General features: G+C 71.3%; 3 protein-coding genes. 1 reads left to right on the top strand and 2 read right to left on the bottom strand.

Annotated elements, in window-relative coordinates:
* The first annotated feature begins 135 nt into the window (after nt 1–135).
* A complete protein-coding gene (locus D7X74_RS25995) occupies nt 136–657 on the top strand; it encodes a hypothetical protein (protein ID WP_120535693.1) in 522 nt (173 codons plus the stop codon).
* 1,277 nt (nt 658–1,934) lie between these two features.
* Here D7X74_RS25995 and D7X74_RS25990 read toward each other — a convergent pair.
* Both D7X74_RS25990 and D7X74_RS44385 read right to left on the bottom strand, forming a co-directional pair.
* Nucleotides 1,935–3,116, bottom strand: coding sequence for a hypothetical protein (locus tag D7X74_RS25990; RefSeq protein WP_120535692.1), 1,182 nt, complete (start codon nt 3,114–3,116; stop codon nt 1,935–1,937).
* Between the two features lie 167 nt (nt 3,117–3,283).
* A partial coding sequence (locus D7X74_RS44385) for a non-ribosomal peptide synthetase (protein WP_233602254.1) occupies nt 3,284–19,319 on the bottom strand: 16,036 nt, incomplete at its 5' end.

Raw genomic sequence — 19,319 nt, 5'->3', positions numbered from 1 at the left:
GTCCCTCCCCCTCAACAGGGCCCCCATCCCTCTTATGCGTCTCCGTGGCCGGGCTGAATTCCCACGATGCGCGCCATAGGATGAGGGGCTTGCGAAGATCTCCAGCATGCCAGGCCCGCTCATCAAGGACACCCCATGCGCCTCAACCTCCTTTCCATTATCGGATTGCTCTTCCTTCCTGCCTGTGGATCAAAGTCGGAGCAGGCAGAGAGCGTGGGATCCTTGCAGGGCGACAAGGCCTTCCCGGTGACCTGGACCGGCGAACTCCTGCCGCGCGGCCCCGACGGCGGGACCTCTTTCTCGATTGCCCTGCTGGCCGACAGCGACCTCTCCGGGCTCTGCACGGCACCCGCGGACGCCGGCTACGACCTGCCACCGTCCCGCTTCGTGACGGTCTCGGTCATTGGCCCGCCCGCGGCAGGGACCTTCGAGGTCGGCAACGCCACCGGCCCTGGGTTCGTCCAGGTCCAGCAGCGCCTCATGGACGGAGGGACGCAGACCCTCGGGGTGGCCACCAGCGGAAGCATCAACCTGACGACCGCTACGACGGACCGCCTCGTTGGAAGCTTCAATGTCCAGGTCCAGGGAAGGTCAGACGCAACGACGACGGGTTTGTCGGGAACCTTCGACGCCGCTTTCTGCGCGAACCGGAAGTGATGCCTCCGCATCGAGGCGCACCCGCGGCACACGGCACGAGACTGGCCCCAAAGTTGTCCTGAGGTGGCCTGAAGTACCTCGATCTGGGCGGCTCGACCGCTGCGTTGTGCTGGGTCGGCAGGTCCTGGACCGTTCACAGGCCGCGCCATCGGCCTCCGTATCAGGGTTGCCCCTGATGTCGACAGCGTCGTGCCGACACGACGCGCAGCGCTTGCCCCAGCCGCAGTGCGGCCCCGGCTCGCGCGCCGGGTCCGTGGGCAGCGGCTGCGGCTCCAGCCCAGGTGCGTGAGGATCTCCTCGATCACCGGCCGCTCCAGGATGGCGGCGATGAACTTCATCTCGCCGCCGCAGTTCGGGCACTGCTGCATGTCGATGTCGAACACGCGCTTGAGCAAGCGATCCCAACTGATTCGGTGCGGCCGGGCTGAGGCCCCTGCTCCCTCAAGCAGGTGCGGAGGAGGCGAGCGCGGGGCTTGAGGCAGCGGCAAGGAAGGAGCGGATGAAGGAGAGGACACCGCGAGCATGACGGAGCCCCCGGCTATCGCGGACGGTGAGCCGATCGGGCATCACCCGCGAGTAGTCCTACAGCTGTAGTTTGAGCCGCGCCCCTCGGGCCCGGTAGTGACACCGCATGGCAACGGCTTGGTGGTGGCGCCGCCAGCGACTCCACGCGAGGACGTGCGCGAGCGGAGCGACCGCACGCCGCAGCAACGCCACCAGGAGTCCCCGCACTTCCTGGACGGAGTAGCGGACGAGGGCTGTCAATGAAGGCCGCGCCGAGCAAGAAACGCGCGCATGGGGTTTCTTCGCCTCGGCAGGCCGGGCGCTTTTGGGGGCATATCCTCCTGGGGCGGAAGGTTGGCCATGGAGCGCTGCGGCGAGATAGACCTGCGCCACCAAGCACAGCGTCATGTGCCGGTGCCAGGCCATCCAGGTGCGCACTTCGTACTCGACGGCAGCGCTGTGTGCCTCGCGCCTGCGGAAATAACAGCCTCTAACAAATGTCAGGGTAGAGGCTGTAAATCAACTTCCATGGCCCCGCCAACCTGCAATGAGTTCCCAGGCTTGAATTGAAGCTCACGGTTCTCGTTTGACGATTGCCATCCCAACAGCAGACCCGGCAGCCGCAATCATCCACGGCACGCTCGTCCCTCAACGATTCGATGAGCCAGGCCGGCGGCTCTCGGAGACTCCAGGAGTCGCCGGCCCCGGCCTTCCTGCGCGCCAGCGCGGCGGCGGGCTGCGCCACGGAGTGCTCGGGTCGTCCCGGATTCACCTCAGCCGTACTTCAGCGCGCGCCGCTCATCGATGACCTCCTGCGGGTGCAGACGCAGGTAGCGCAGAAGGTCCTGGGCGAATTCGCCCGAGTGTCCGAAGCGGACGCCCAGGCGGTGCTCGGCGCGCAGGGTGTTCTCCGAGAGGTCCGTCCCGCGGATGGTCTCGTACTCCTCCCGGTTGCTGTAGTCGCACAGGGGGAACTGGCCGCGGGACGTTCCATGGGCGTTGTGCAGGGCGTGGATGAGCTCGTGGGCGATGGTCAGGAACAGCGGCGTGGCCAGGGGATTCTTCAGGCCGTCGAACGCGACGAATGACGCGTCCGAGATTCTCGGGTCGATGGCAATGATGGAGCCGCTGCCGGAGTCCGGGAGCCTCGGGAGCTCGGTTCCGGTGATGATGTCGATGTTGGCCTTCGCGCTGCCCATGGCCCGGGCCATGCCCTGAATCGTCCCCGCCTCCGAGAAGACCCCCGTCACGGCGGGGCCGAGGTCGCCGCTGGACACGTTCTCCGGGATGGGCATGCCACACCTTCGGTTGAGTTCGAGCAGCCCCTGACGGAGGGCCTGCGCCGACAGGACGGTGGACTGGGTCCTGGGAATGATCTTCACCTTCTTGCCCTGCGCCAGGAGTTGGGTGACGAGGCTGCGGCCCCCTGCGGTGGACAACATGCGCGCGAAGGCCGCCAGGACCGTCACGCGGAAGCCCTCGATACGCCGGGGCGCCTGACGAATCGGCTGGGCGACGACATGGTCGGTGTCGAGGACCTCGATGGCCCTGTTGCCCCCCTTGAGCGCCCGCCAGGCCAGGCCGGTCACCATGTCGTCGGCATCCATGGCGTAGACCTGAGGCTCCGGCATCACCTCCTGGATGACCGCCGTGTGCTCCGCCTGGATGACTTGCAGGAACATGAGCAGGTTGATGAACACCGCGTGCCCGACATTCCCGGAGCGCGCCAACTGGGGGTTCGCCGTGAGGAACTCATAGACGCTGTGCTCGACGAGGCAGAGCGACTCCTGCCGCCGGCGGTAACGCTCGCCCCGAATCTCCAGGTAGTCCGCCCAGAAGTCCTCGATGGTCCCGAACAAGTCGGCGCGAGCGATCGAGCCATCCATGCGATTGCGAATCGCGCGCGTCAGCGCGATGACCTGGGCCTTGGTGGGGAGGTTCGGAAGCAAGGGCATGTTGGCTCTCCTGGTTTTCCCGAGTAACTGCAAGCAGCAGACCAGAGTCGTGCCCGCACGAAGCCCAACGCGCGTCCTCCGGGCAGGCCCGCCTCACGCGTCACTCGTGGACGCGTCCGCGTCCAGGGAGGAAGCGCATCCCTGTACCGCACCGGATTGTTGAGCGACTATTTCGCGGACACGCTCCAGGTGGGCTCGGGCGCGAGCGACCGGAGCGCCGCCTCCAGTCGCTTCGCGAGGGCCTGGACGTTCGGGGCGCGCAGCAGCGTGTAGTGGTTGCCCGGAAGCGTCTCGCGCACCAGCGGCCCGGTGATGAGCGCGCCCCAGCCTTCATCGCCGGGGCCCTCGGGTGCGGGCGCTTCGCTCGCTTGCAGCAGCAGGACGCGGCCAGTGAGCGGTCCGGGGCGGTAGTGCTTCAGCGCGCGCAGGTTGTGGGTGAACACCTGGAGGAGCGTGCGTCCCTGGGGGCCTTCGGCTTCCGGCGCCGCGAGCTGTCCCTGGTCGAGTTCGAACAGGGACGCGACCTGACCCGCGTCGCCCACGTCGAACGGCACCCGGTCGTCCTTCGCCGGGCTGGGGTCGATGAGGGCCAGCAGCTCCACCGCCTCTCCCCGGGCCTGGAGCTGGCGGGCCATCTCGTAGGCCACCACGCCGCCCATGGACCAGCCTCCCAACCGGTAGGGGCCCCGCGGCTGCACCGCGCGGAGGGCGTCCACGTAGAGCGCCGCCATCGCCTCCACTGTGTCCAACGGCGGACGGGTTCCGTCGAGCCCCTGGGACTGGAGTCCATGGAAGGGCTGGTCCGGACCGAGCTGCTTCGCCAGCTCCGCGTACGCCAGCACGTTGCCTCCCACCGGATGGACGCAGAAGAAGGGCCGCTGCGTGCCGTGGGGCTGGATGGGCACCAGCGGCGAGAAGGCCGTGGGGGCCTGCCGCAGCAGCCGGGCCAGCTGCTCCACCGTGGGCGCCTGGAACAGCGCGGCCAGGGGCAGCTCGCGGTGGAGCCGCTCGCGGATGCGCGCCATCAGCTTCGCGGCGAGCAGCGAGTGTCCCCCCAGGTCGAAGAACGGCTGCGTCACCCCGATGGGCCGCCTGCCCAGCAGCGCCTCCCAGAGCTCCACCAACTCCCGCTCCAGCGCGTCGCGTGGCGCGATGACGGTGGCGGGGGGGCCGGCGTCCAGGCTCCGGGGCTTCTCCGGGAGCACCTTGCGGCCCAGGGCCTCGGCGCTCAGCAGGGGGCCCAGGTCCAGGGGCGCGTCCGGCCTGGCGAGGACGCCCTCCAGCAGCGCGTGCCATTGCTCCATCAGGTGCCGCACCGTGGCGGCATCGAAGAGGTCCGTGCTGTAGCAGAGCGCGCCCTGGAAGCCGTCGGGCAGGCGCGTCAGCGCGAGGTCCAGATCGAACTTCGCCGTGGTGGAGGTCACCTCCAGCGCCTTCAGCGTCAGGCCGGGGAGGCCCACCTCCGACTCGGGGGTGTTGTGCAGCGCGAAGAGGGCCTGGAAGAGCGGGGTGCGTCCCAGGTCCCGCTCCGGCTGGAGCGCTTCCACCAGCCGTTCGAAGGGCAGGTCCTGGTGTTCGTAGGCGCCCAGCGTGTTGGTGCGCACCTGGGCGAGCACCTTCTGGAACGACGTGCCCGCGTCGAAGCGGGCGCGCAGGACCAGCGTGTTCACGAAGAAGCCGATGAGGCCCTCGGTCTCCGCGTGGCGCCGGCCCGCGATGGGCGTTCCCACCAGCACGTCCTCCTGCCCCGCGTACCGGGACAGCAGCGTCTGGAACGCGGCCAGCAACACCATGAAGGGCGTTGCGCCCTCGCGCTTCGCCAGCGCCTCCACCGCGTCGCTCACGGCCGGAGACAGGTGCACCGGCAGGGTTGCACCCCGGGCCGAGCGCTTCTCCGGACGCGGCCGGTCGGTGGGCAGGGCCAGCGTGCGCGGGGCTCCGGCCAGCTGGTGCCGCCACCAGTCGAGCTGGGCCTCCAGCACCCCGCCTTCCAGCCACGCCCGCTGCCAGACGGCGTAGTCCGCGTACTGCACGGGCAGCTCGGGCAGGGGGGCGGGCTGGCCCTGGCGGAAGGCCTCGTAGAGCGCGACCAGCTCGCGCACCAGCACGCCGAAGGACCAGCCGTCGGACACGGTGTGGTGCAGGTTCATGAGGAGCAGGTGCTCACGCTCCTCCAGCTTCAGGAGCGTGAAGCGCGCCAGCGGCCCGGTGCCCAGGTCGAAGGGCCGCAGTGACTCCTCGTCCGCGCGTCGGCGGGCTTCGGCTTCGCGGGCTTCCCCGGGCAGGTGGCCCAGGTCCTCCGTGCTCAACGTCCCGGTCAGGGCCGGGTGGATGCGCTGGCGGGGCTCTCCGTCCCGGGCCTCGTACGTGGTGCGCAGGACTTCATGACGCTGCACCAGCGCGTCGAAGGCCCGCTGGAGGGCGCCTGGCTCCACCGTGCCGGACAGGCGCAGCGCGAAGGGCAGGTTGTAGAGGCTGCTGCCCGGCTCCAGCTGGTCGATGAACCACAGCCGCTGCTGCGCGAACGACAGCGGCAGCGGGCCCTCCCTGTTCGCCCGCGTCAGGGGCGGCAGGGCGGTGGTGGTCGCGGCGTCCGGCAACCGCCGCGCCAGGGCCGCCACGGTGGGCGACTCGAAGAGGGCGCGGACTGGCAGCTCCACGCCGAAGCGGGCCCGCACCCGGGCCACCACCTGCGTGGCCAGGAGTGAGTGACCGCCGAGTGCGAAGAAGTTGTCGTGGCGTCCCACGGTGGGCACGCGCAGCAGCTCAGCCCAGAGGGCCGCGAGGCGCTCCTCGGTGGGCGTGGCCGGGGCTTCGTAGGGGCTCGCGGCGAGGTGCGAGACCTCCGGGGCGGGAAGGGCCTTGCGGTCCACCTTGGCGTTGGGCGTCAGGGGCAGGACGGGCAGGGCGACGAAGGCCGTGGGCACCATGTACGCGGGCAGGTGGTTGCGCAGGTGTTCGCGCAGCGGGGCCGTGTCCTGCTCCGGCGTGACGTACGCCACCAGCCGTGCATCTCCAGGAACATCCTCGCGGACGAGGACGACCGCGTCCCGGAGGCCCGGATGCGTGCGCAGGGTGGCTTCGATTTCGCCCAGCTCGATGCGGTGGCCGCGCAGCTTCACCTGGAAGTCCAGGCGGCCCATGAAGTCGAGCGTGCCGTCCTCGCGCCAACGCGCCTTGTCCCCCGTGCGGTACAGGCGCGCACCGGGCTCGGGATTGAACGGATCCGGGAGGAAGCGCTCCGCCGTCAGGTGCGGACGGCCCAGGTAGCCCCGCGCCAGGCCCTCGCCCGCGAAGCACAGCTCTCCCGGCAGGCCGAAGGGCACCAAGTCCTGACGCGCGTCGAGGACGTAGGCCCGCAGGTTGTCGAGCGGACGCCCGATGACGGGCTGCTCGAGGGACGTGCCCTGGACGTTCCAGACGGTGGCGTCGACGGTGCACTCGGTGGGGCCATAGGCGTTGAAGGCCCGGGTGCGCGACGTGCGGGCGAGCTGCCTCCAGAGCACCTCGTCCATCGCCTCGCCGCCCACGCTCAGCACCGACGGCACGTGCGCGCGCTCCAACAGCCCGGCCTCCAGCAGGGACTTGAGCTGTCCGGGCGTGCAGTCCAGCACGTCCACCCGCGTCGCCTCCAACCACGCGAGCATCCGCTCCGGATCCAGGCGCACGTCCTCGGGGACGACGTACAGGCAGTGGCCATCCAGGAGCTGGAGGACCTGTTCGATGGATGCGTCGAAGTAGAGCGGCGCGTTGACCGTGACGCGCTGGCCCTGCTCCAGGCCCGCGTAGAGGGTCCGCGTCAGTGCGCGGTGCAGGTGGAGCACTGAGCGGTGCCGCACCATCACGCCCTTGGGCAGGCCCGTGGAGCCGGAGGTGTAGATGACGTACGCCAGGTTTCCAGCGAGCGCCGCCGGAGGGGGATTCTCCCGGGACAGCGTGGACAGCCGCCCCTGTTCGGCATCGAGCCGCACGACGTGGGCGACGTCCGGAACCCATGCCTCCGCGAGGGCTTGCGAGGTCACCAGCACGCGGGCACCGCAGTCGCGCAGGAGCAGCGACCGGCGCGTGGCGGGCGCGTTCGGATCCAGCGGGACGAAAGCGCCACCCGCCTTGAGCACCGCCAGCAGCGCGACGATGAGCTCCGCCGAGCGCTCCAGGCACAGGCCCACGGGCACCTCGGGTCCCACGCCCCGGGCCCGCAGCTCCCAGGCGAGCTGGTTGGCGCGCGCGTTGAGTTCCTGGAAGGAGAGCGTCGTCTCCCCGAAGACCACGGCGTCCGCCTCCGGGGTGCGGGTTGCCTGTTGCTCGATGCGTCCGTGCACGGTGCCTTCGCGGTCGAAGTCCGTGACGCCGCCGCTCCCGAGTTCGAGCAGATGCGCCCGCTCCTCCAGCGTGACGAGGGACAGCTCCCTCAGGGGCGCTTCGGGTCGGGCGAGCGCGGCCGTGAGCAGCACGTGCAGGTGGGCGACGAGCCGCGTGGGGGTCGAACGCTCGAACAGGTCCGTGGCGTATTCGAGCGTCCCCCGGAACCCGTCCTCCTCACGGTGCAGGTCCAGGCTCAGGTCGAACTGGGACGTGGCGCGGCCGTCGATGCGCGCCGGGCGGAACGTGAGCCCGGGCACCGACAGCTCCGGCACCGGCGCGTTCTGGAGCGCGAACATCACCTGGAAGAGCGGCATGCGGCCCAGGTCGCGCGTCGGTTGCAGCGCCTCCACCAGCCGCTCGAAGGGCACGTCCTGGTGTTCGTAGGCGCCCAGCGTGTTGGCGCGCACCTGGGCCAGGAGTTCCCGGAACGTCGTCCGGGCCCCGAAGCTTCCGCGCAGGACCAGCGTGTTGACGAAGAAGCCGATGAGCCCCTCGGTCTCCGCATGGCGGCGGTTCGCGATGGGCGAGCCCACCAGCACGTCGTCCTGTCCGCAGTAGCGGTGCAGCACGGTCTGGAAGGCCGCGAGCAGCACCATGAAGGCCGTCGCACCCTCGCGCCGGGCCAGGGCCTCCACCTGCTCCGCCAGCTCTTGCGGCAGGTGCACCGGCACGGTGTCACCGCGCTGCGTGGAGATGGCGGGCCGGGGCTTGTCGGTGGGTAGCTCCAGGGCGCGGGGCGCGCCTTCAAGCTGCTGCCTCCACCATGCGAGCTGGGCGTCCAGCGCCTCGCCCTGGAGCCAGCCGCGCTGCCAGAGGGCGAAGTCGGCGTACTGCACGGGCAGCTCCGGGAGCATGGGCGTGCGTCCCTCGCGGAGGGCTTCGTAGAAGGCGGTGAGCTCCCGGGCGAGCACGCCCAGGGACCAGCCGTCGGACACGATGTGGTGCAGGTGGAGCACCAGCACGTGCTCCTGCGTGGCGAGCTTCAGCAGCAGGGCGCGGATCACCGGCCCTCGCGCCAGGTCGAACGGGCGCTGGGATTCGGCCGTCGCGAGTCGCTCCGCCTCCCGCTGACGCTCTCCGGCGTCCTCCAGCCCGGTGAGGTCCACGCGCTCCAGGGGCACCTGGGCCTGGTCGTGGAGGTGTTGCACGGGCTGGCCGCCTTCCAGGCGGAAGGTGGTGCGCAGTACTTCGTGTCGCGCCATCAGCGCATCCAGGCTGCCTCGCAGCGCGTCCTCGTCCAGCGTCCCGAGGAGCGTCAGGGCGAAGGGCATGTTGTAGAGGCTGCTGCCCGGCTCCAACTGATCGATGAACCACAGCCGCTGCTGCGCGAACGACAGCGGCAGGGCGGTGGGCCGGGGCCCGCGCGTAAGGGGTGGCGGCACCTGGGACGTGCTCGCGAAGGTGGAGAGACGGGCTGCGAGCGCGGCCACGGTGGGCGCGTTGAACAGCTCACCCAGGGGCAACTCCACTCCGAACACCCGGCGGATCCGCGACACCACCTGCGTGGCGAGGAGCGAATGGCCTCCCCGTTCAAAGAAGTCGTCGTGGATGCCCACCGTCTCCGGGTCCAGGCGCAGCACCTCCGCCCAGATGCTTGAGAGCCGTGCTTCCACTGCATCGCGGGGCGCCTCGCGCGCCGTTGCGTCCGTGCTGGCCGCTTCGGGCTGGGGCAGGGCCTTGCGGTCCACCTTGCCGTTCGGGGACAGCGGCAGGGCTGGCAGCTCCACCCACGCGGAGGGCACCAGCGGGTCGGGAAGCTGCTGCCGTGCGAACGCCCTCACTCGGTCGGTGGTGCCGGGGCCGGCTTGCGTGCCCACGACGTAGGCGACGAGCCGTTTCTCCCCGGGCACGTCCTCGCGCGCCAGCACCACCGCTTCGCGGACGTCGGGGGACTGGCGCAGCACGGCCTCCACTTCGCCGGGCTCGATGCGGAAGCCGCGGATCTTCACCTGGAAGTCGGTGCGGCCCAGGAACTCCAGCGTCCCGTCCTCGCGCCAGCGGGCCCGGTCGCCGGTGCGGTACAGGCGGGAGCCCGGCCGGGTGGCGAAGGGATGGGGGGTGAAACGCTCGGCGGTGAGGTCGGGCCGCTGGAGGTAGCCCCAGGCGAGGCCGTCGCCTCCGACGTACAGCTCTCCGGGGACGCCCGGTGGCGTGGGCTCGAGCGCGGCGTCCAACACCCACGCGGTGGAGTTGGACAGGGGCCGGCCAATGGGCACGGTGCCCTCCACGGTGTCCCCGGCGCGCAGCGTGTGCGTGGCGGAGAAGGTGGTGTTCTCCGTGGGGCCGTAGCCGTTGAGGAGCACGGCGTCTGGCGCCATCCGCGCCAGGTGCTCGCGCACGCGTGGCACGGGCAGCACGTCACCGCCCGCCAGCACCCGTCGCACGCGCGAAAGGGAGGCGCCTTCGTGCAGGACCATCTGTTCGAACAGCGCGGCGGTGAGCCACAGGGTGGTGACGCCTTCGGCCGTCAACAGCGTGGCCAGCTCCGACAGGGACAGCGCGGTCGGCGGCGCCAGCACGAGCTTCGCGCCGTTGAGGAGCGGACCCCAGACCTCCAGCGTGGACGCATCGAACGCGACCGGGGCCACCTGGAGGAACACCTCGCCGGGCCCGGTCTGGAGGAAGGAGGCGCCCTTGACCAGTCGCACGATGCCCCGGTGGGGCACGGTGACGCCCTTGGGGCGGCCGGTGCTTCCCGACGTGAACATCACGTAGGCCAGCGCTTCGGCCGGCACCCGCACATCGAGCGGTGTGACGGGCTGCTTCGCGAGCAGGTCCGCCTCCGCGTCCAGGAGGACCAGCAAGCCGGCCACCGCCGGCAGCTCATCCGCCAGCGCCTCCTGAGTGACGAGCACGCTGACGCCCGCCTCCTGGAGGATCCACGTGGTGCGCGCCGTCGGGGCCTTCGCCTCCACGGGCACGTAGGCCGCGCCGGCCTTGAGGATGCCGAGCATTCCGGTGATGAGCTCCGGCGAGCGCTCCACGCACAAGGCCACCCGATCCCCCGGGCGCACGCCCAGGCGTCGCAGGTGGTGCGCGAGCTGATTCGACTGGCGCTCCAGCTCCGCGTAGGTGAGTTCTCGCGGCGCGTCTGGTTGGAAGGCGCCGGTGCTCCCGGGAGCCCTCACCGCGATCGCGTCGGGGGTGCGGTGGGCCTGCTCCGTGAACAGCGCGGACACGGAGGCTTCGCGCGGGTACTCGGTGCTGGTGCCGCTCCAGGACTCCAGCACCTGCCGGCGCTCCTCGGCGGTGAGCCACGGCAGGCGGGAGACCGGTGTCGCGGGGGAGGCCACCGCGGCGTCGAGCAGCACGCGCAGGTGCCGGGCCAGGCGGGCCACGGTCGCCGGTGCGAACAGGGCGGTGTTGAAGTTGATGCCTCCGGCGAAGCCTTCCGGGGAGCGGTGCAGCAGCCACTCCAGGTCGAAGCGGATCGCCCCGGGATCGGCGTTCATCGGCTGGAGCGACAGGCCGGGCAGCTCCAGCTTCGGGAGGGGGGCGTTCTGCAGCGTGAAGGTGACCTGGAAGAAGGGCGTGCGGCTTGGGTCGCGGGTGGGGTGCAGGGCCTCGACGAGCTTCTCGAAGGGGAGGTCCTGGTGTTCGTAGGCGCCCAGCGTGGTGTCGCGCACCCGCGTGAGCAGCGTGCGGAAGGTGTCGTTGGGGTGCAGGCGGGTGCGCAGGACGACGGTGTTGGCGAAGTAGCCGATGAGCGCTTCGGACTCGGCGTGGCGGCGGCCCGCGATGGGGGAGCCGACGAGCACGTCGTCCTGGCCGGCGTAGCGTCCCAGCAGCACCTGGAAGGCCGCCAGCAGCACCATGAACGGTGTCACGCCTTCGCGCCGCGCCAGGGCCTCCAGCGCCTCGCTTGATGCTCGGGGAAGCGCGAGCGGCATGAGCGCGCCCTGGAAGGTCTGTCGGGCCGGGCGTGGATGATCCGTGGGCAGCTCCAGGTGGGACGGTGCGCCTTCGAGCTGCTGGCGCCAGTAGCCGAGCTGGTGCTCCAGCACTGATCCGCGCAGCCAGTCGCGCTGCCACAGGGCGTGGTCGGCGTACTGCACCGGGAGTTCGGGCAGGGGCGAGGGGAGGCCCCGGGAGAGGGTGGCGTAGAGCGTGCCCATCTCGCGCACCAGGACGCCGGTGGACCAGCCATCGGAGATGATGTGGTGCTGGTTGAGGACCAACACGTGCTCGGTGGGGGACAGCTTCAAGAGGAGGGCGCGGATGAGGGGGCCCTGCTCCAGGTCGAACGGGCTGCGGGTCTCCTCGACGGCGAGCTTCGCGGCCTGCGCGCGACGCTGCTCCGGGTCGGTGATGCCCGTCAGGTCCACGTGCCGCACCGGCAGCGGGAGGGCGGGGTGGATGACTTGTTCGGGGGTGCCTTCACGCGCGCGGAACGTGGTGCGCAGGGCTTCGTGACGGCGCATCAGCGCATCGAAGCTCCGTTGCAGCGCGACGAGGTCCAGCGTGCCCTCCAGCTTCAGGGCCAACGGGACATGGTAGGCCGCGTCCACGGCGCCAAGCTGGTGGATGAACCACAGCCGCTGCTGGGCGAACGACAGCGGCAACACCTCCGGCCGCTCCCTGCGCGTCAGCGGGGTGAGGGCGGAAGCGTCCGGTGGATGGGCGGTGTTCGTGGCCTCCCGGGCGGACTTCGCGGGCGGCTGCGGGAGGACGGTCGTGGAGGCTGGGACCCCGGCCTTGGCGGCTTCGGGCGCGGAAGGGAACTGCTCACGCTGCCAGCCGGTGGTGTCGGCGTATCGCACCACCCGGTGGTGCCAGCCGGGCTCCTGCTGCCCCACGAACCAGACCGGTTGCCGCGCGACGGATGAAGGCTCTGCGACCGGCACGGGCGCTGCCTCCAGCTCCGGGGTGGGCGTGGCCTCGCCGGAGCGATGCTCGGAAGGTGCCGCGGCCGTCGAGGCTTGCGGCTCGGAGGTAGCAGCGGCCTTGCCCGCGAGACGACGGGAGAGTGCCTCCACCGTTGGGGCCTCGAAGAGCGTGCGCAGCGGCAGCTCTTGCCCGAAGCGTGCACGGACGCGGGCCGCCACCTGGGTCGCGAGCAGTGAATGGCCGCCCAGCTCGAAGAAGCTGTCCTGGACGCCGACCCGTTCGACGCCGAGCACCTGCGCGAAGATCTCCGCCAGCGCCCGCTCGGTGTCATCGCGCGGTGCGATGGACTCACCCTTCACGGTGGTGTGTGCCTCGGGGGCGGGCAGGGCCTTGCGGTCCACCTTGCCGCTGGACGTGAGGGGCAGGGCCTCCAGGGTGACCAGCGCGGAGGGCACCATGTACTCGGGCAGCCGCGTGTGCAGGAACGCGCGCAGGGCGGTGGTATCGGGCGCGGTGCCTTCGACCGTGACGTACGCGACGAGGCGCGGATCTCCCGCGTGCTCCTGACGCACGACGGCCACGGCCTCGTGCACTCCCGGCCAGGCCTGGAGCGCGGCTTCGATGTCGCCCAACTCGATGCGGAAGCCGCGCAGCTTCACCTGGAAGTCGGCGCGGCCCAGGTACTCCAGCGTGCCGTCGGTGCGCCACCGGGCGATGTCGCCTGTGCGGTAGAGGCGCGCCCCAGGCGTGTCGCCGTGCGCATCCGGAACGAAGCGTTCGGCAGTGAGCGCGGGGCGGCGCCAGTAGCCCCGACCCACCTGCACGCCGCCGATGAACAGCTCGCCCGGGATGCCCACGGGCACCGGTTGGTTCCTCCGATCCAGGACGTACATCCGCGTGTTCGCCACGGGACGACCGATGGGCACGACGCGCAGGGCTTCATCGCGCGGGCACTCCCAGGACGTCACGTCCACCGCGGCCTCGGTGGGGCCGTAGAGGTTGTGCAGCACCGCGTGGGGCAGGCGGGCCTGCGCTTTGTGCACCAGGTCCGCGGGCAGGGCTTCGCCGCTGCACATCACCTGCCGCAGTCGCGTCAGGCGCTCCAGTCCGGGCTCCTCCACGAAGGCCCGCAGCATGGATGGCACGAAGTGCGCCGTCGTCACGCCCTCGCGGTCCATCAACGCGGTGAGGTAGTCCGGCTCCTGATGGCCTCCGGGCCTCGCCAGCACGAGCCGCGCCCCCGTCATCAACGGCCAGAAGAACTCCCAGACGGACACATCGAAGCTGAAGGGCGTCTTCTGCAACACCGTGTCGCCGGGCGTCAGGCCGTACCGCGCCTGCATCCAGCGCAGGCGGTTGACGACCCCCGCGTGCGCGTTCATCGCGCCCTTGGGTCGCCCCGTGCTGCCAGAGGTGAAGATGACGTACGCGAGCGCGTCGTCGCCGGCCAGCGCCCGTGGACGGCTGACGGGCTGCCGCGCGATGGCGTCCCACTCCGTGTCCAGCGCGACGACGTGCGCGGAGTGTGGAGGCAGTGCGCTCCGGAACCGCTCCTGGATGAGGAGGACGGGAGCGGCGGTGTCTTCCAGCATCCCGGCGAGTCGCTCGCCCGGCGTGGAGGGATCCAGTGGCACGTAGGCGGCCCCCGCCTTCAGGACGCCCAGCAGGGCAACGACCATCTCCAGCGAGCGCTCCAGGCTCACGCCCACCAGCGTCTCTGGCCCCACGCCCCGGGCCCGCAGGTGGTGCGCGAGCTGGTTGGTGCGCGCTTCGAGCTGGCCATACGTGAGCCGCCGCGCCTCGAACTGGAGCGCGATGGCGTCCGGCGTGCGTTCAGCCTGGGCCTCGAAGAGCTGGTGGAGGCTCGCGCCGCGCGGGAACTCCACGCGCGTGTCATTCCATCCGCGCAGCACCTGCTCACGCGCTTCGGTGGACAGCAGCGGCAGGCCCGCGACCGGTGCGTCCGGCGCGGCGGTGACGGCCTTCGCCAGCGCCGTCAGGTGCTCCGCCATCCGGGCCAGCGTCGCTTCGTCGAAGAGGGCGGTGGCGTACTCCAGGCGGCAGCGCAGCCCGTCGCGTTGCTCCCAGACCTCCAGCGTCAGGTCGAACTTGGACGTCGTCACCGGCACGTCCACGCCGCCAATGCGCAGGCCCTGTCCCTCCGTCGTCTGGGCCTCCGGGACGTTGATGACGTTGAGGATCGCCTGGAAGACCGGCGTGCGGCTCAGGTCGCGCGGCGCCTGGAGCACGTCCACCAGCCGCTCGAAGGGCATGTCCTGCCGTGCGTAGCCACCCAGGGCCTGCTGCTTCACGCGGGCGATGAGCTCCCGGAAGCTCGGCGCACCGTCGAGCTTCGCGCGCAGGGCGAGCGTGTTGACGAAGCAGCCCAGCAGGCCCTCCACCTCGGGACGCGTGCGGCCGGCGATGGGGGTGCCCACCGCGAAGTCGTCCTGGCCGGAGTAGCGGGAGAGCAGCGCCTGGTAGAGCGCCATCAACACCATGAACGACGTAGCGCCTTCGCGGCGCCCCACGGCGAGCAGGGGCTCCGACACCTCGCGCGGCAGGTGGAAGCGATGGGCCGCGCCCGCGTAGGACTGCACGGCGGGACGGGGCCGGTCGGTGGGCAGCTCCAACGGCGGCGCCCCCTGGAGCAGCTCCTTCCACCAGCGCGCCTGTTCCTCCAGCACCGGGCCTGTCAGCCACTCGCGCTGCCAGACGGCGTAGTCGGCGTACTGCACCGGCAGCGGCGGAAGGACGGACGGCACGCCCGCGCTGGCGCAGGCGTAGAGGACGGGCAGCTCGCGACTGAGGACCAGCGCGCACCAGGCATCGGAGACGACGTGGTGCAGGAGCAGGTGGAGGACGTGCGCGTCGGGGCCCAGCCGCAGCAGGAGGGCGCGGGCGACGGGGCCCGTGTCCAGGCGGAAGGGCGTCGCGGTGTACTCCTGGCAGCGGCGCAGCATGGCGGCCTCGCGCGCTTCGGCCGTGTCCCCGGGGACGTCCTCCCTGTCCATCGGCAGCGTGCCGGTGGGGTGGATGTGCTGCACGGGGTGCGTGCTGGAGAGGGCGTACGTGGTGCGAAGGACCTCGTGGCGCTCCACCAGCGCGTCGAGCGCCGTCTGCAGCGCCCGCGCATCCAGCGGGCCCGTGAGCCGGAAGATGATCGCGTTGTTGTAGGCGGTGCTGTCCGGCTCCAGCTGCTGGAGGTACCACAGGCGTTGCTGGGCGAAGGACAGCGGCAACGGCCCACCGCGCGGCGCACGCGGGATGACCGGGTTCGCTCCGGAGTCCACGGTGGCGGGCTGCGCTTCGGGATGCGTGCTGCCAGGCGCGGGGCGCGGCGCGGGGATCTTGAAGGCGGGCAGGGACACGGGCTCGACGTGCCCGTCGGCGCGCAGGCGCACGGGACGGCCGGTGCGGTAGAGGCGCTCGGAGGCTCGCAGCGGGTGCGGTGCCCAGCGGTGGGACGCGTCCTCGGGGGCCTTCCAGAAGGACGTGGGGAGGCCCGGGCCGGAGAGGGCCAGCTCCCCCACGACCCCCGTGGGCACGGGTTCACCCGCCGCGTCCAGCACCCAGGCCTGGAGCCCCGCGGGCAGCTTCTCTCCGGTAGCCCGGGGCAGCAGGCCGCCTTCGCTGGCTTCTCCCGCGAGCAGCACGGTGCCGCCCGAGGCGCGCTGGAGCGCGGAGGCCAGCTCCGTCGACGCGCCCTCCAACATCCATGCGGACACCGGGGCCAGGGACTCGTGCGCACCAGGGAGGTCCGCCAGCGTGCGGGCCAGCCGTGCGGTGGTGTTCACCAACACCGCGCCGGACTGACGGGTGAGGGCAAGCAGCTCCCCGACGCCCGTGTCCCGGTCGCCCCGCACGCGCGACTGTCGCGAGGCCTCGTCGGCCACCAGGAGTTCGCGCAGCGTGGCCAGCCGGCGGAGCCCCTGGAGGACGACGGACGTCTCCAGCCCGAAGTCGATGAGGCACGTCACCTCGTCCACGTCCGCCGCGCGCACGTCGCGCAGCCGCTTGAGGCCACTGTCCACCGTGCCGATGAGGCCGGTGCCCTTCGCGTGGTGCTCGAAGGTGTGCTCCAGCAGCGCGTCGATGTCCTCCTTCGAGACCTTGTTGAGTTCGCCCTGATGTCCCTGGGCCGCGAGCAGCGACGCGGTGATGTCCGCGGAGCTCCGGAAGTAGGCCAGCAGCGGCTTGCGGACCTGCCGCAGGACCTCCGCTTCGTCGTCACCGACGAACGTGTGCAGCATGCAGGTGATGTGACCCCGGCCGGGGTGGCCATTGCGGCGCCACGCCTCGCGGTAGAGGGCCACCTTGGGCTTCAGCTCCTCCACCGAGTGGGCGAAGAGGCCGGTGAGGACGCCCGCGCCCAGCTCTCCCGCGAGGCGGAAGGTCTCCGGGTTGGCGGTGGCGGTGAGCCACACCGGCAGCTCCTGCTGCACCGGCTTCGGACGCAGGCCCACCTCCACGGTGACGCCATTGCCGCCCGGACGCCGCTGCCGCTCGCCGCGCCAGAGGGCCCGCAGCGTCTTCAGGTTCTGCAGGAGGATGTTGCGGCGGTCGGCGTAGTTCTGCGGCGCGAAGGTGAAGTCCTGGACGTGCCAGCCGGTGGCCACGGACACGTCGACGCGGCCCTGCGAGAGGTTGTCCACGACGGCCCACTGCTCCGCGACGAGCAGCGGATCATGCAGGGGCAGCACGACGCTGCCGGAGCGCAGGCGCAAGTTCTTCGTGACGGCGGCGAGCGCGGCGGAGACCACGGCGGGCTGCGGGTAGATGCCGCCAAAGGAGTGGAAGTGCCGCTCCGGCGTCCACACGGCGGAGAAGCCATTCGCGTCCGCGAACTTCGCGCCCTCCATCAACAGCTCGTACTTGGGCCCGGTGAGCGAGTCCTCGTCGTTGGCGAAGTAGGACAGGCTGATCTGCAACGGAGCTGCACCCTCGCGGCCCTGCGCGAGGCGCGAGGTGACGGCCTCGGAGGGGAAGACGACGCGCAGCCCGCGGGAGAGGGCCCAGAGGGCTTCGAGTTCGGGCTTCTCGGGAGCGGGCTCGGAGGCGGCGAGCCAGGTGGTGCCCGGGGCCGGGCGAAGGCGCGCATCGAGTCCGGCGAAGAAGTCCGCCAACGAAGCGTGCTTCAGCGCCCACGCGGGCTGGCCCGCGCCCATGGGCAGCAACCACGCCAGCGAGTCCGGCGAGGGCGAGGGCTCCTCGCCGTTCATCGCCGCTGTCGAAGCGTCGTCCAACACCGCTTCAACCTGAAGGACCCGCGCCGCGTCCAACCGGGAGGACGTGACGAGCCCCCGCCAGGTGACGAGGCGGGGCGCGGGCTGGCCTTCCAGGGCATAGGTCGGCAGTGAGTCCAGATCCGTGGGCCCGAGCGCCACCGGAGCGCCCCCGGCTTCAAGCACGCCCCACAGCGCGGCCAGCTTCTCGGGCGAGGCACGCAGGCAGAGCGCGACGGGTTCTCCCGGCGAAAGGCCCAGCTCCCGCAACCGCGCGGCGAGCCGCCGCGCACGGGTTGCCAGCTCCGTCCATGTCCAGGTCCGCTCTCCCTGGCTCACGGCGACGGTGTCCGGCTGACGCCGCGCCTGTTCACGGAGGAGGGCGGGCAGCGAGGGTGCGAGGGGAAGGGCCCGCGGTTCGGGCCACGCTCGGCGTTCGTTCTCCGTGCCCAGCGGCAGGCGGGAGAGGGGGGACTCGGGCCGGGCCAGCGCCGCGCCGAGCAGCACCTGGAGGTGCTCCAGCATGCGCCGCGCGGTGGAGGCATCGAACAGCTCCGTCGCGTACTCCAGCGCACCGTGCACGCGCCCGGGTTCCTCGGTGAGGATGAGCGTCAGGTCGGACAGCGTCGCGCCCCATTGCACGGGCGTGCCCGGCACTTCGACGAAGGTGCCCCGGGCCCCGACGGCCGCCAGCGCATCGCCGCCCATCTCCAGACGGGAGTGGTAGACGAAGACGGTGTCGGCCATGCGGTCCCGGCCGATGTCCTTGCCGGGGACGAGCTGTTCGACGAGCAGCTCGAAGGGAACGTCCGGGCGCGACTGCACGTCGGTGACTTCGCGCCGCACGCGGTGCAGCAGCTCGCGGAAGCTCGGGTCGTCACCGACGTGGGTGCGAAATGCGGCCGAGTGCGCAACGTAGCCGATGAGGGGCAGCAGCTCCGGCCGCGTGCGGTTGCCGATGGGCGTGCCGACGATGAGGTCCGCCTGCCCTGTGTACCGGTGCAAGAGCGCGTTCCACGCGGCGAGCACCGTCATGTACGACGTGAAGCCCTCGCGCTTGCCGAAGGCGACCAGCGCGTCGGCGAGCGCGGGCGGGAAGTCCAGCACCATGCGCTCGGAGGTGAGCGGACAGTTCGCGGGCCGGGGCCGGTCGGTGGGGATGCCCAACTGGCGCGGCATGCCGGCCAGTCGCTGCCGCCACCACTGCTCCTGTTCGGGGAAACGCGCTTCGGCCAGGGACTCCCGCTGCCACGCGCCGAAGTCCGCGTACTGCACCGGAAGGGGCGCGAGCGGTGAGGGCCTGCCCTGGAGGAAGGCGGCGTAGAGCTGCCCGACCTCCTGGAGGAAGAGCGACGTGGAGAGCGTGTCGCAGACGATGTGGTGGATGGCGCAGACCAGCAGGTGCAGGTCCGTGCGCAGGCGCACGAGCGTGGTGCGAAGGACGGGGCCATGCACCAGGTCGAAGGGCCGCGCGGCGTCCTCGCGGGCGAACTGGAGGGCGGCCTCCTCGCGCGCTTCGGGCGTGCCTTCCACCTGCACGAGGGGAAGCGGGATGCGCACGTGGGGGTGGAAGCGCTGCACGGGCCTGCCGTCCACGGCGTCGTAGGTCGTGCGCAGGGCTTCGTGACGTTGGACGACTTCCTGGATGGCGCGCTCCAGGGTGGCGACGTCGGCGGGACCCTCCAGGCGCAGGACGAAGGGAATCGTGTAGGCGGACAGGCCGGGCAGGTACTGCTCCAGACGCCAGACGCGCTCCTGGACGAAGGAGAGCGGCAGGGGGCCGGTG

Origin of the sequence: Corallococcus sp. CA047B (assembly GCF_003612065.1) — a bacterium.
In the GTDB taxonomy this organism is placed as follows: domain Bacteria; phylum Myxococcota; class Myxococcia; order Myxococcales; family Myxococcaceae; genus Corallococcus; species Corallococcus praedator.
The sequence above is the reverse complement of the archived record's forward strand: the minus strand, read 5'-3'. Positions and strand labels throughout refer to the sequence as shown.

Coding starts and splice junctions, on each gene's coding strand:
- D7X74_RS25990 (WP_120535692.1), bottom strand. CDS start 3,116: ATGCCCTTGCTTCCGAACCTCCCCACCAAGGCCCAGGTCATCGCGCTG.
- D7X74_RS25995 (WP_120535693.1), top strand. CDS start 136: ATGCGCCTCAACCTCCTTTCCATTATCGGATTGCTCTTCCTTCCTGCC.